Below are 15062 nucleotides of genomic sequence, written 5' to 3'. Positions count from 1 at the left end.
TAAATAATTTTTTGACTTAAATAAGAGTAAAAATACTATATGCAATATANNTATATTGCATATAGTATTTTTTAGTAAGGGGTTACGTTTAATTATATTCTATTTAAGTTCAAAAGATTGGCAGTCTGTACATTCAACTACTGTAGGATTTTGTTCATGAGTTCCTACTTTAATTTGATTTAATGTACAGTAGTTTTCGTTACGATTATTGTACTTGCAGTTGTTGATTGTACATTTAATAGATTCATTTTTTTCCATTTAAATTCACTCCTTAAAAAGTTTTTGTATTAACTACAAAGTTAGTATGGCTTTTATATTTGTTATTATTCCTTGTAATGTTTATTAAAAATATAAAAATTTATTTTGTAGTGTAATTAGAACCAAATTGAGAACGGCAGAATTCTATGAAATAGCCTTGAGGATGTAGACAAACAGGACAAGCTTTAGGAGCTTCCTTCCCTTCATATATATATCCACAATTAGTACAAAACCATTGAATTGATTCATCACGTCTAAATAAAGTCTCTTCTTCTAATTGCTTAGCAAAATAATTAAATCTATCTCCATGAATTTTTTCTACAGAAGCTATGTTGCTAAATAATGTAGAAATAGCATTAAACCCTTCTTCTTTAGCAATTTTAGAAAAATTACTATAAACATCATCGTATTCTTCATACTCATTGTGATGAGCAGCTTTTAACAATTTTAGAGTTGAATCATATAAGTCTACAGGATATGCACCATTTCCTATTTCTATATTATTTCCAGCTTCTTCTTTTAATTTTTGATAGAATTGATTAGCGTGAGCCATTTCTTGGTTTGCAGTATAATTAAATACTTGCTCAACTATGTAAAGTCCCTCTTTTTTTGCAAAGCTTGCAGCAATAGTATATCTATTTCTTGCTTGACTTTCACCAGCAAAGGATCTCATTAAATTAATGCGAGTTTCACTATCTTTAAAATTCATTTTTATTACCTCCAAATTTTTAAATCTTATTACTAAGTTTCCAAAAGTAGAGTAATTTTATTCATAACTTTTAAAAGTAAGTTAAAGCAAGAGTTAAATTGATACGAGAACATTATCAGAGTTAGCTTATATAAGTTGAAATAGTATGTACTTAGAATCTGATAAAGATAAAGAGAGTATGAAGTAGAATTAAATGTTAATACAGTAGGTATATGTACATTACTTCAATTTATAGACATTGATTTAAAATAGAGTGAAAGATATAATAAATCTATCTGTGGTTTTATATTTTCATAGCCCATGAAAATATGAAAAATTTACTGCTAAGGGACAAAAGTAGTAATTAAAAATTTCAGGGAAGGTAGGAATAATATGAAATTAAGTATTATTAAAAGGGATTCAAGAGTTAAAGACTTTGATATGGAGAGAATACATATAGCCATTAAAAAGGCTTATGAAGAAGTCCATGGAAATGACTTTGTGTTTAAAGAACATTGGAGTGACTTAGAAATTAACATAGAAAAAACTATTATAGAGTTAGGAAAAGAAGAGCTGTTTATTGAAGAAATTCAAGACATAGTAGTTAAGGCTTTAAATAATAAAGATAAAACTGTATCAAAGGCCTATGAAGATTATCGTGAAAAGCGTAGAATTGCAAGAGATACTAATGGTGATACATATAAAAAATTAGATAAGGTACTTCAATGCTCTGATATTATGAACTCCAATGCTAATGTGGACGAGCATAGTTTTGGTGGTCGTAAATTTGAAAGTGCAAATGTAATATTAAAAAGGTATACCCTAGATAAGGTAATAAAGCCTGAAATAGCAAGGGCACATATTGAAAATAGATTATACATACATGACTTAGATAGTTATGCTACGGGAATGCATAATTGTAGTTTCCCAGATATAAAGAAACTGGTTAACAATGGATTTATTACTAGAAATGGGGATGTAAGAGGAGCTAATGGACTATCTACAGCATTTCAATTAGTAGCAGTAATATTCCAAATACAAAGCCAAGAACAATTTGGAGGTACAGGAAGTTGCCATATAGATTATGATTTAGAAGAGCAGGTGGATATATCTTTCAAAAAGCATTTTTCTGATGCACTTTTTTACTTTGAAGATAAAGAATTAAGCTGGAAAGAGTTAGATTCTGAGATATGCGTAGAAAATAAAGAAGAGCTAAAGAAGAAATATCCTAAGCTAACAGCTTTTGCATTAAGAGAGTTAGATAGAGAGGGTATGCAATCAGCTCAAGGCTTATACCATAATCTGAATACACTAGAATCAAGACCAGGTTCCCAAGTACCATTTACATCTATAAATTTAGGAAGAAGAACTACAGTTGCTGGTAGGATGCTTACTAGATGGCTTATGCTTGCTAGTATAGATGGAATAGGAAAACATCATAAAACAAGTATATTCCCAATAGCAATCTTCCAATATAAAAAAGGGGTTAATGATACAGAAGAAACTCCAAATTATGACTTAAAGAAGTTAGCTATAGAATCTATGTCTAAAAGAATATATCCTAACTGGGTAAACTGTGATTGGAGTAAGAATGTAGAAGATTTAAGTAATCCGGATACAGCTATGGCAACTATGGGATGTAGAACCTTAGTTGGATTTGATAGACATGGTATGGGATATTCAAAGGTAGGAAGAGGAAATGTTACTCCAGTAACAATTAACTTGGTAAAAATAGGTATAAAACATGGGATATGTTTAGGAGAAAGAGAAGAAGCTAATCTTGAAGGTTTTTGGAATGAATTAAATGAGCTTTTAGAACTTTCAGCTACAGCCTTAGTAGATAGATTTAAATATATATGTTCACAAAGTGCTAAATCAGCCCCTTTCATGTATAGAAATAAAAGTATGTTAGGTGGAGAATATGACTCAGACACTTGTATTTATGATGTAATGAAACATGGAAGCCAAGCTATAGGATATGCAGGTATTGCAGAAATGTGTCAAGCTCTCTTTGGAAAAGATCATGGTGATGATAAGGATGTTCATAAGTTTGCATTATCGGTGGTAGAAAGAATTTCAAGGTTTGCAGAGGAAGCTTCAGAAAGATACAATTTAAACTTTGGTTGTTATGCAGCGCCAATTGAGTCTACTTGTGGAACTATAATAACAGGAAATAGAGAAATTAAAGGTTTAAGGGATGAATTTGGAATTATAAAAAATGTAACGGACAGGGAGTGGATAACTAATTCACATCACATACCAGTTTGGAAAAATATAGATGTATTTACTAAGTTACAACTTGAGGCTCCATTTACTAAGTACCCTACTTCAGGATGTATAACTTATGTAGAGTTAGATAGTTCAGTAGTAGAAAATCCAAAAGCAATAGAGCAAATCATAGATTATGCCTTTAGCTTAGACATTCCGTATTTAGCTTTCAATTTCCCTATAGATACTTGCTTAAAGTGTGGCTATCAAGGAGAATTTAATGATAGATGTCCAATTTGCCATAGCGAGGAAATAGAACAACTTAGAAGAGTTACAGGATATTTAACTACAGATTATCGCAACTTCAATAAAGCTAAGCAAGCTGAAGTTAAAGAAAGATTTAAACATAGTACTATAACTAAGCTATAGGAAGGAAAATAAAATTGATTGATACTATAAGATTAATAGGATATAATCCTTGTTCTTTAAATGAGGGAGTAGGTCTTAGGGAAGTATGCTATATAGCGGAATGCACTCATAAGTGTCCAGGATGCCAGAATGAAAAGTATTGGCATGAAGAGGGCGATTTATATAAAATAGATGAGGTTGTAGATAAGCTTACTAAAAATCCAATTACAGATATAACTATAAGTGGTGGAGATGGGCTAACTGTTCAGTATGAAAATACTCTAGAATTACTTAAGAGGTTAAAAGAAAAATGTAATAAAAATATATGGTTATATACAGGATATACTTGGGAGCAGTTATTTTCATTGAATAAAGCTGAAGTTTTAAAATATATAGATGTAATTGTAGATGGAAGATTTGAAATAAGCGAAAGGGATGTAACTCTAAAATTTCGAGGAAGTAGCTCACAAAGAATTATAGATGTTAAAGAAAGCCTTAGGGAAAATAATGTTAAAGAATTTAAGTTATAAAAATTAATATAAGAGCATTAGAAAGAGGAGAGACGCAATGAGAACAAGAGGATTTGAAATAGTTACAGATGAGAAAAGAAAGCATCCACAGGAAGACATACAGTTACCAACAAGGGGAAGCAAGCATGCTATAGCCTATGATATATATTCACCTATAGATGTAGTTATAGAGCCTATGGGTAAGCAATTAATATGGACAGATGTAAAGTCATATTTTCAACCAGGGGAAGCTTTGATTATTAATGTTAGAAGTTCTATGGGAAGTCATCCAGTTTTAATGGCTAATGCTCAAGGCTGGGTAGAGTGTGACTATTATAACAATCCTAAGAATGATGGAAATTTGGGAATAAATCTTTTAAATCTAGGAAAAGAGCCTTATATAATTAAAAAAGGTGATAGAATAGCTCAAGCTATGTTTATACCTTTCTTAGTAAGTGATAACTGTAATACTGAAGAGGAAAGAATTGGAGGTTTTGGTAGTACAGGTAAATAATAAGTTTTAATTGGTGTATTTATTCTTTAGAACAAGGGCACTATATTCTTAATCTTTTATTAACGCTTATAAAGGTAGGGATATGGCAAATGAAAAGAACTATGATAACAGTAGTAAGTTGGACTTTAATTATTTCAGCTATTTCTATGGTATATTTTTTTAACATTATTGAAAGAAAAGAAAATGAACCATTTGTAGAAGCTATGGTAAGTGATAATTTATTAGTTAATAATAAAATCATTGAGCATATAGGCTTAGCAGAAGAAGCTTTAAAGGAGTTCGGGGCTATGAGTAGTGAAGAAGCTGCAAAGCTTTGGGCAAAGGGAATGATGACTAGAAATGGAGTACTTCAATACGCTGTTATGAATAAGGAACTTCAGCAAGATTTTAAAAATCATCTTTCTAATGAAAATAATACATCATGGGTAACAGGGACTTCAAGTCCATGGATTACTAGCTATGAAATCATAGACCAAGTTGATGTAAGTAGCAAGGTTAAATTGCATAAGATAAAATTCAATTTAACTACAGCAGAGGGCAATGAGAAACCAGTCTATAACACATTAACTATAATGTACAATAATAATAAATGGGCTATTTCAAGTATAAGGTAGATTAACTTTGTAGATAAATATATTATAAAGAAGTTCTTATTTATGGCGATATATAAGAACTTCTTTTGTTTCGAGGTTTATTGTAGTAAATAAGCTTAAGAAATAGTATAATTGTGTAGCATAAGTTAATAATGTGGAAATAAACAATAAACTTAAGTATTAAATAAGTAATGTTGATATATAATTTAGAACATAGAAAAATTTAAAAAGTAAAATAAGGGAGACAATTATGAAAATAAAACTAAACTCCAATATTGCTAAAAGAACTATATCTAATATTATTGTAGTTTCAGTAGGGATTATACTGTTTTTTATAATAAAAAATCTAGGAGGTATTTTTAATAAAGTAGGAGAAGTAATTAAACTATTAATGCCATTTATATATGGTTTTTCTATGGCATATTTATTAGCTATACCATTAAAGTTTTTAGAAGATAAAGTTCTTAAATTTATGGACAAGAAAAATCAGTACAAAGCAAAAAGGTTTATTTCAATAACTATTACATATATATCTGCAGCTATATTAATTAGTATTGTATTTTCTATATTAGTTCCAGAGCTGAGTCGTAGCATATATACACTTTTAGAAAATATACCTGACTATATTAAGGCTCTAGAGGAATACATAAATAATATAGTTATAGCTTTAAATTTAAATGGTGATATGGTAGAAGATATAGTAAAAGATTTTAATAGCATATCTAAGTATATAACAAGTATTGCAGGCACAGCAGTGTTAGATTTATTCCAATTCTCTGCTAATATTACTCAATATATACTAAACATATTTATAGCAACAATTATATCTATTTACTTATTAGCAGGAAAAGAAAAATTTTTTGCACAGATTAAAAAATTCTTATATGCTATGTTACCGGAGAAACCTGTAAAATATGTAATAGAGCTCACTAGGTCTAGTCATAAAACTTTCATAGGTTTTCTTGGTGGTAAGTTGTTAGATTCATTAATTATAGGAATCATATGCTTTGTGGGTATGAAGATATTTAAAATGCCATATCCACTTCTTGTAAGCTTTATAATAGGAATAACTAACATTGTTCCGGTATTTGGACCATTTATAGGAGCAGTTCCTAGTGTTATAATTATATTTATTGCTAGTCCAATTAAGGCATTATGGTTTATATTATTTATTTTAGTGCTTCAACAGTTTGATGGAAATATATTAGGGCCTAAGATTTTAGGAAACTCCACAGGATTGACTGCATTTTGGGTAATGTTTGCCATACTTTTAGGAAATGGATTATTTGGAGTGGTAGGAATGATATTAGGAGTTCCAACATTTGCTGTGATTTATTCAATTATAGTAAGTGTAATTAATAATGTACTAAAGGAAAAGGGATTGCCAGTAGAAGCTAAGGAGTATGCAGCTCCAGAAAATAAAATTAAATTTTAGAAAATGTACATTAATATGTTGAGATATGAGGTAGATCTATATCTCAACATATTTTTATTTTATAGTCTTAAGTTTGTTACAAATTCTAGTAAAAAATAATCCATATTTCAATAATAATATAATGTTAAGAACACATTTCAAAATAATTACAGATATTAATATTGTTAATAAAGGAAATATGATGTATAATTTAACTGAAAATATAAAAATGAGGTGTTAATTATGGATTTTATGTCCTTTGAAGATGTTATAGCGAAAATTCAAGGTGTAACTCATAGTAAAGTAGTATATAATGAGGATGAAGTAGAAGAGGTTCATATAATTGCAAATACTACAAGATCACCTAAACAGATTGTAAGAGACATCGAATCAGCACTTCTTGCGATATTTAATTATAGAATAAATAGAAAATTAATTAGTATAGCTCAAATAGATACTGGGGAAACGAAGTCTATAAAGAGAATTAGATATGAAGGTATTTCTTTAGAAGTTAAAGATAATAACGTAAGATGTGAAATTAGATTAAATATGGATGATGATGAGTATACGTCTACGCAAACTGCAATTGGAACAAGTATTAATAGACTTAAGGTAGTAGCTAAAGCTACTGTGTCAGCTGTAGAAGAAATAATTGGACAAGTCTCTGTTTTTGATGTAGAGGATATAGTAGTAAATTCAATTAGAAATATATCCTATGTAACCGTTATTGTAAATATGATAAATGACATTGCAGAAGAAGTTCTAATAGGAACTGCCATTGTAAGAAATGATGTAAATGAGGCAATAGCAAAGGCCACTCTTGATGCAATAAACAGAAGAATAGAAAAATAGTTAAACTGGTTTAATGGCCGATTATATTTAAATTATATTTAAGTTTTATTTATCTTCCCTTAGCGGAGTGGAAATTATGACAGATTTTTAGCGGATCTTTGTTAATTTGCATATAAGGGGGATTTTATAATGAAAAACATGAAAAAAGTTATGCCAGCTTTAATAGCTTTACTAGCTTTAGCAATGGGTGGTGGTTCAACTATCACTTGGATATTTTAATAGTTAAGATTAATAAATAATCGGCCTTAAATATATCGGAGGAATAAGATGAATAATATATCTTTAAAACAAAAAAGATTTTTTATTTTAATTTATTTAGTTACTGTAATTTCTTTTGTAATTCCTATAATGAATGGGAAAATGGAAATTGAAGTTGGTAATTTTACAAATATTATAGTATTCATAATTTTAACAGCAATTACAGAATCATTTACAGTATCATTTAAGAATATGTCTTTTAGTACAAGTTTTGCTGTAACTATAGCTTCCTTTGTGTTATTTGGAACGTTTGAATGCATTATAATTCTTATATTAGGATTTTTATGTAGAGTAATTAAGGTTGATGAAAATATATATGGATATAAGTATAAACATGTATTTAATACTCCACTATATGGAACAATATTTAATTGTTGTGCGTTAATATTACCAGTTGTAGTTGGTAATTTTTTTTATAAAACCTTAGGTGGACAATTTAGTCTAAGCTTTATAGTTAGCAATATAGGACCATTGATAGTATTTTGTTTTGCTTTCATAATAGTTAATAGTTTAATAATGTCTATATTAATGTCTATAGTTACAAATAAGAATGTAGTATTCTGTTTTACGGGTAATATAAGAATGGGAATATTAAATTCTGTAGTTATGATTCCAATAGGAATTTTATTAGCACTAGTATTTATTAAGTATGGTTATTTAGGCATAGCATTCATAACATTTCCATTATTGTTAATTAGATATACTCTATTACTATATTCAGATTCAAAATCTCAGTTTATTGATACTGTTGAAGCCTTAATGAATGCAATTGATGCTAGGGATCAATATACAGAAGGACATTCTAGAAGAGTTGCAGAGATATCTGTAGCTATTGGAAAAGAGTTAAAATATAATCAGTGGAGTATTGAAGAATTAAATATAGCTGCTATGCTGCATGATGTTGGTAAAATTGGAGTTAGTGATGCTATTTTAAATAAACCAGGTAAGTTAACGGATGAGGAATTCGATGCAATAAAGGAACATCCGGAGATAGGAATTAAAATAATTAAGGATATTAAAAATATTGATTATGTTTATCCTGTAGTTAGAAACCATCATGAAAGGTATGACGGAAAAGGATATCCAGATGGTAAAAAAGGTGATGAATTACCTTTAAATGTTTACATAGTTCAACTAGCAGATACGGTGGATGCTATGGCATCTGATAGGCCTTATAGGAAAGGACTTTCGGAAAGTATTATTTTAGAGGAAATTAAAAAATATTCAGGTACTCAATTTCATCCTAAGGTGGCAGAAACTTATTTAAGAATTGTAGGAAAGAATGGTGGAAAGTTGCCTTAATATAATAATTAAAAATAATTTAACTTAAAATATTTTACATATATGGGGGATAGCCATGTTCTTATTTTCAGTGATTCTTGGAGTAGTATTAGGATATTTGCTAAAAGGAAATATAGAAAATTTAAATAATCTCGAAATTAAAGGATGGTGGCTTATAGCCCTAGGGTTTTTAGTGGAATTTATAATGAAGATTTTTCTTAAATCAGGAAACCTTCAAATTGGAAGTTTAACTTATGTTTTAAATATAGTAATGTATAGTTGTATAATGGCATTTATATATATCAATAGAAAATATAAGATGATTTTAGTGATTGGGATAGGCTTTTTATTGAATATAGTGGTTATATTCGGAAATGGATGTACTATGCCTATTAGTACAAAGGCTATGGACATATTAAATGTAAGTGGACCAGTAGAAACTAAAGGTTTATATTCTATTATTAGTGGAGAAACAAAGTTTAAATTTCTAGCAGATGTAATACCATATAAGTTATGGAAGTATGGGGGTATAGCCAGTATTGGAGATATTATATTATCTATAGGTATCATTGGTATTATAGTAAAGGGAATGAAGCTTAGGGCAGATTAAAATAAATATAAAATTATATATTTAATGCTTATAGAACACCTTTTAGGTGTTTTTTGCATATTACATAGAATAATAAAATATAATTGTTGAAGAAGAAAATAGGTATAAATTCAAGTAGTTTCAAGTAAAATTCAAGTTATATTTAAAAAAAGTGTATTGACTACAAATTAACAATAATATATATTTATACCATGGGTAAAAAAAGATTTACATAAAGTTATAACATAACTCAATTGAAAAAATTGATAAGGGGGAGGAAATATGGCGTTAAAGGTAAATAATCTTGCTAAGAGCTATGGTGATAAATTGGTAGTTGATAATTTAAGCTTTTCCATAGAAGAACCGGGAGTTTTTGGATTATTAGGAACTAATGGTGCAGGAAAAACTACTACCATAAGAATGATGCTAGGAATGTTGAAAAAAGATAATGGGACGATTACTTGGAATGAGAAACCGTATAATTCTAAAGAAGTTTCAACAGGATATTTAGCAGAAGAACGTGGTATATATTCAAAATTTACTGTGTTAGATCAATTAATATACTTTGGTGAGTTAAAAGGAATGACTCGCAAGGAGGCGTTAAAAAGTATTGAATATTGGCTTGAAAGATTAGAAGCTACTGAATATAGAGATAAAAGAGCAGAGCAATTATCTAAGGGTAATCAGCAGAAAATACAATTTATTGCAGCCTTAATATCTAATCCAGAAGTACTAATTTTAGATGAACCTTTAAGTGGACTTGATCCAGTAAATACAGATTTGTTTAAAGATATAATTAAGGAAGAAATAGCAAGAGGTAAATATATAATAATGTCAAGTCACCAAATGAGTACTATAGAAGAGTTTTGTGAGAATCTTGTTATACTTAATAAAGGCAAAACTGTGTTAAGTGGTAACTTAAAAGAGATTAAAAAATCTTATGGAAGAAATCACTTAATTTTAAGTTGTGATGGAGATATAAAAGAACTATTGGAAAAAGCTAATATGAAAATTTTAAATGAAAATCAAGATTATATAGAGTTAAGTATTAATAGTGAAGATGAAGCTACAAGTTTACTTAAAGAAATATTAAGTAGAAATATTCAAGTTATTAGATTTGAGCTTAGGGAACCAACTCTTCATGAAATATTTATTGAAAAGGTAGGTGAGTAGAATTGAGTATGGATAATTTCTGGAAGGTTACAAAATTCACTGTAGCTCAACAAGTTAAGGGTAAGGCATTTAAGATTTCTACCACCATAATATTGATAGCGGTGCTTATATTAACATCATTAGTAAACTTTATTCCTGCAATTTTTGGTAAGGATGATGACAGTAAAGAGGCAACTAATGGTAGCAAAGAAATTGGAATAGAGACTGCTTATTATATGAATGACTCTGACCTGAAGGTAGATTTAGAGTCAGGATTAAAAGTAGCTTTTCCAAATTTAAAATTAAAAAAGGCTACAGAAAGTAGAGAGGCTATATTAGAAAAACTTAAAACCTTAGAAGATAAGATGGTTTTAGTTTCTATTAGTAATGAAAACATAGGATATTACGTGGAGGTAATAACACCCACTAGTGATGCTGTGTCTTCAGAGGATGGACAAATACTAGCGGAAACTATATCTAGTATTTTAAATAATAGTAGATTAATTAAGGCTGGAGTATCACAAGAAGAGCTAGTAAAATTATCTACACCTATAAACACTCAAGTATTTACTGCAGGTGATGAGGATGATACCTTGGAAGATATGATAATAAAAATGGTATTTCCTATGGTAGTATGTATGCTACTATTCTATATAATTTATTTTTATGGATATTGGGTTGCCAGTTCTATAGTTGCAGAGAAAACCTCAAGAGTAATGGAATTATTACTTACATCAACTAAACCAATGGAACTTGTTGTAGGTAAGTGTGTTGGTATGGGATTCTTAGCAATAACTCAGTTTGCATCTATATTATTAACTGCATATATATCCTTTGTAGGAAGTGGAGCTATAGTTAAGAAGTTTATAGATACATCTGCAAATATATTTGATATATCAGCAGTACTTGGAAAAATTCCGGTGATACAAGTGGTATTAATAATACTGTTCTTCATATTAGGATATGTATTGTATGCTATTATAAATGCTTTAGTTGGTGCAACTATAAGTAAGTTAGAAGATTTAAATACAGCTATAATGCCAGTATCATTTATTTCAATAATAGGTTTTTACCTAGCATATGCAGCAATAATGTCACCAGAATCAGTGATAGGAACCATTGCAACCTATGTACCATTTTCAGCACCATTTTATATACCATCTATGATTTTGTCAGAAACAATAGGTATAGTTCAGATGGGAGTTTCATTATTAATATTAATAGCAACAATTGTAGTGTTGACTCTATTTACAGCTAGGGTATACTCTGTAGTAATACTTCATACAGGTAATAGACTAAAAATAAAAGATCTATTCACCATATTTAATAACGAAAAATAGTATAAGGAAATTATAAGTTTAAAGCTAACTAAGAATAAAATTGTAAAAGATTATTCCTAGTTAGCTTATCTTATCTAAAGATAGTATGAGTAGAAGGTTCATTTTCTCCATATGGAGAATGCTCATTAGCTTTATTTTTAACACCTTCTTGGTATTTAGGGGATATTGGATCAGATTTTAGTGAAGTAGTTTTTTTATTTTTAGTTTTACAAGAATTTTTAGACATAATACTTCCTCCTTAATATAAGTAATATTATCATTTGTAGAATTACATAAAATAATACTAGTAATATATTGTATATATGGTAGTAGTGTTATAGTAAAAATTCATGTTATTGTATTATTTATCTAAGTCTAATTTATTTATAATATCATCATAGGTTGTCTTAGTATTCTTTGAATCTTTATAGTTAATGTAATAATGGGAAGGGCTTGAGTCCAATATGATTTCAATGAAGGGACCCGCTTTGCTAGCTAAGAATAGCTTAGCTTTAATATCATTCTCTAGACTATAATTTCCTTTTTGGATTCTACCCATACCTATGCCGCCTGTCCTAATATGAATTTTAGGCATTTCATCTACTAGGGAAACACTTTTTATTTTATCCTTTGGAATTGAAGCATTAACTCCACTAGATATTTTTATAGAAGTATCAGTGATTGTTACTTTAGTTGAGGAATAACCAATAGCCATTATAGGTATACAAGTTATCAGCATAATAAATATAACTATTACTAATACAATTTTTGTTTCTTTACTAGAGTTTGGATTATGGTCAAAGCGTTGACAATTATAAATAGAATACAGTAGTACAATTACAGTTAGAACTATAAAAATAGATAAAGAAATATTAAAAAAATAATTTAATATAAATCCGATAATATTCAAACTAGAGATAAAAAAGAATGTTTTACTCATATAATTTCCTAAGGCTTCAATTTCCACATTTGCTTTTTCTTCTTTATTCATAGTGTTGTATCCTGAGATTAGCCAATACCACTTTAATTTACTTATGCATATTCCAATACCAAAGAATAAGGATGCAATAATTAAAAGTACAATATTTATTCCCATATAGATTCCTCCTAAATACAGTATATTATATACAAATTATATGATTAGTTATGAAATATATCAAGAAAATAATGTAATAAATATAAAATATAAGAAGTGAAATTTAAAATGTATATGTTGAGTTAAAAAATATGTTAAATAAGTATTGACTATGTTTGTTGAGTATTATATTATTAAGAAAATTAAAATATTTATCCCAATAAGTATTAAAATTAAATTTAGATAATTAAGAGATGTTATTTAGGGTAGAGGAGCTTTTACCAAAAGTATTCTTGAGAAGTGGGCACACGATGATACAAGAAGAAAGGGGAGAAAAGCCGAAGAGAATAACCTGGCAAGGATATTCTCTGGGATAGTACAAAATATGTGCTATACTGCCACTATGAAAATAGTGGAGAGCTACAAAGTAACACCTGTTGTGTTCATAGTGAATTAAATTGAGCGTGACAAGGGTGTTCCTTTGTCCGCCTTTTTTTATTTTTGGTACATAAGTACCCAAATAAATATTACTCTCATAAACTTATAGTGGGGAGCTGAAAGGAGAATTTACTATGAACTTATTTGGAACAATGAATGTTAAAGAAAACAATCTTTTTGTGGGTGGAATTAATACTTTAGAGCTGGTTAAGAAATTTGGAACTCCTCTTTACGTCATGGATGAAGAGCAAATTAGAGATAACTGTAGAAGATATATGAAAGCTATGGGTGCAAAAATAAATGATAACAAAGTAGCCTATGCTGGAAAAGCATTTTTAACTAAGGCTATTGTTCAAGTTATGAAGAATGAAGGCCTATGCCTGGATGTTGTATCAGGAGGAGAAATTTACACTGCTATAGTCAGTGAATTTCCTATGGATAAAGTATATTTTCATGGAAATAATAAAACTATTGAAGAGATAAAACTAGGAATAAAAGCGGGTGTTGGAACCTTTATTGTGGACAATATGATGGAATTGGAGAATATTAATAATATATGTGAGGTTTATGGAAAAACTCAGGATATATTACTTAGAATAATTCCGGGAATTGAGGCACATACTCATGAATATATCAAGACTGGACAGATTGATTCTAAGTTTGGATTTACTCTTTTGGAGGATAATATATTTAGAGTAGTAAAGAGTATAAGTGAGCTTGAGAATATAAATTTAAAAGGACTTCACTGTCATATAGGATCGCAGATATTTGATATAGAACCATATAGAGAAGCTGTAAGGATTATGATTAATTTAATGAATAGTATTAATAATCATTTTGAAATTACTATGACAGAACTTAACCTAGGTGGAGGTTTTGGTATATATTATGGTGAAGGTGACGATCCCAAAACTATAGAGGAATATTGTGCTGGAATTTTAAATGAAGTAGAGAGTTGTAGTAGAAAATTACAGATGAAAAATCCTAATATAATAATAGAACCAGGTAGAAGTATAGTTGGAAATAGTGGAATCACTTTATATACTATTGGAGGAGTTAAAGAAATTCCTAATATTAAAAAATATGTATCTGTAGATGGGGGAATGACAGATAATATAAGACCATCATTATATAGTGCACAGTATCAAGGATTAATAGCCAATAATGTAGAAAATAATGAAGAAGCTATGGTTACTATTTCTGGTAAATGTTGTGAATCAGGAGATGTATTAATTAATGATATAAGTCTTCCAAAGGTAAAAAAAGGTGATATATTAGCAGTGCTTTCTACAGGAGCCTATTGCTATTCCATGAGTAGTAATTATAATAAGATTCCTAAGGCACCAGTGGTTTTAGTTGGAAAATTAGGACCAAGGCTCATATGTAAAAGAGAAACCTACGAAGATATGTTAAGAAATGAATTAGATTTAGACATTATATAGTAATTAATTTTAGCTTATAACAAGAGATACAGGTGAAAGGAAATGAAAATATAAAAAGGGAGTG

Annotated in this window: 15 protein-coding genes and 1 riboswitch; of the genes, 11 read left to right on the top strand and 4 right to left on the bottom strand. The window is 29.0% G+C overall.

Annotated features, from left to right (window positions below):
• Nucleotides 1–99 precede the first annotated feature (99 nt).
• Nucleotides 100–258, bottom strand: coding sequence for a DUF1540 domain-containing protein (locus tag B2P65_RS03790; RefSeq protein WP_346847494.1), 159 nt, complete (start codon nt 256–258; stop codon nt 100–102).
• A 100-nt stretch (nt 259–358) separates the two neighbouring features.
• Nucleotides 359–967 carry a rubrerythrin gene (rbr, locus tag B2P65_RS03785; protein WP_346847493.1) on the bottom strand — a complete coding sequence of 203 codons (609 nt, stop codon included), beginning with the start codon at nt 965–967 and terminating at the stop codon, nt 359–361.
• Nucleotides 968–1339: 372 nt separating this feature from the next.
• Between rbr and nrdD the strand changes: the two genes are divergently transcribed.
• The 10 genes from nrdD to B2P65_RS03735 all read left to right on the top strand — a co-directional run bounded on the left by nrdD (nt 1340) and on the right by B2P65_RS03735 (nt 12064).
• A complete protein-coding gene (gene nrdD / locus B2P65_RS03780; RefSeq protein ID WP_346847492.1) occupies nt 1340–3583 on the top strand; it encodes an anaerobic ribonucleoside-triphosphate reductase in 2244 nt (747 codons plus the stop codon).
• Nucleotides 3584–3597: 14 nt separating this feature from the next.
• Nucleotides 3598–4092 carry an anaerobic ribonucleoside-triphosphate reductase activating protein gene (gene nrdG / locus B2P65_RS03775; protein WP_346879623.1) on the top strand — a complete coding sequence of 165 codons (495 nt, stop codon included), beginning with the start codon at nt 3598–3600 and terminating at the stop codon, nt 4090–4092.
• 37 nt (nt 4093–4129) lie between these two features.
• The gene (locus B2P65_RS03770) at nt 4130–4585 is read left to right on the top strand and encodes a dUTP diphosphatase (protein ID WP_346847490.1); all 456 of its coding nucleotides are present in this window, start codon (nt 4130–4132) and stop codon (nt 4583–4585) included.
• Between the two features lie 89 nt (nt 4586–4674).
• Nucleotides 4675–5199 (top strand): hypothetical protein, encoded by a 525-nt coding sequence (locus B2P65_RS03765; RefSeq protein WP_346847489.1) that lies wholly within the window; start codon nt 4675–4677, stop codon nt 5197–5199.
• 229 nt (nt 5200–5428) lie between these two features.
• Nucleotides 5429–6613 carry an AI-2E family transporter gene (locus B2P65_RS03760; RefSeq protein ID WP_346847488.1) on the top strand — a complete coding sequence of 395 codons (1185 nt, stop codon included), beginning with the start codon at nt 5429–5431 and terminating at the stop codon, nt 6611–6613.
• 222 nt (nt 6614–6835) lie between these two features.
• Entirely contained in the window at nt 6836–7444 is a 609-nt protein-coding gene (locus B2P65_RS03755) for a hypothetical protein (protein WP_346876557.1), read from the top strand.
• A 267-nt stretch (nt 7445–7711) separates the two neighbouring features.
• Nucleotides 7712–9004: an HD-GYP domain-containing protein gene (locus B2P65_RS03750; RefSeq protein WP_346847486.1), complete on the top strand. Its 1293-nt coding sequence runs from the start codon at nt 7712–7714 to the stop codon at nt 9002–9004.
• Nucleotides 9005–9059: 55 nt separating this feature from the next.
• Nucleotides 9060–9593 (top strand): DUF5317 family protein, encoded by a 534-nt coding sequence (locus tag B2P65_RS03745; RefSeq protein ID WP_346847485.1) that lies wholly within the window; start codon nt 9060–9062, stop codon nt 9591–9593.
• Nucleotides 9594–9854: 261 nt separating this feature from the next.
• Nucleotides 9855–10745 (top strand): ABC transporter ATP-binding protein, encoded by an 891-nt coding sequence (locus tag B2P65_RS03740; protein ID WP_346878244.1) that lies wholly within the window; start codon nt 9855–9857, stop codon nt 10743–10745.
• Between the two features lie 8 nt (nt 10746–10753).
• Complete coding sequence (locus B2P65_RS03735; protein WP_346879679.1) at nt 10754–12064, top strand: ABC transporter permease; 1311 nt, start codon at nt 10754–10756, stop codon at nt 12062–12064.
• Between the two features lie 70 nt (nt 12065–12134).
• Here the strand turns inward: B2P65_RS03735 and B2P65_RS03730 are convergent, their stop codons facing one another.
• Complete coding sequence (locus tag B2P65_RS03730; protein WP_346847482.1) at nt 12135–12290, bottom strand: hypothetical protein; 156 nt, start codon at nt 12288–12290, stop codon at nt 12135–12137.
• Nucleotides 12291–12404: 114 nt separating this feature from the next.
• Entirely contained in the window at nt 12405–13139 is a 735-nt protein-coding gene (locus B2P65_RS03725) for a DUF3784 domain-containing protein (RefSeq protein ID WP_346879622.1), read from the bottom strand.
• Nucleotides 13140–13377: 238 nt separating this feature from the next.
• Nucleotides 13378–13549, top strand: a riboswitch (Lysine riboswitch).
• A gap of 141 nt (nt 13550–13690) precedes the next feature.
• Here B2P65_RS03725 and lysA point away from each other — a divergent pair.
• On the top strand, nt 13691–14998 hold the full coding sequence (gene lysA / locus B2P65_RS03720; RefSeq protein ID WP_346847480.1) for a diaminopimelate decarboxylase: 1308 nt from the start codon (nt 13691–13693) through the stop codon (nt 14996–14998).
• Nucleotides 14999–15062: the final 64 nt, after the last annotated feature.

This window comes from Clostridium sp. UBA3061, from assembly GCF_002367465.1.
GTDB classification, from domain to species: Bacteria; Bacillota; Clostridia; order Clostridiales; family Clostridiaceae; genus Clostridium_J; species Clostridium_J sulfidigenes.
Note: the sequence above shows the minus strand (reverse complement) of the source record. Positions and strands in the feature narration are given on the sequence as shown.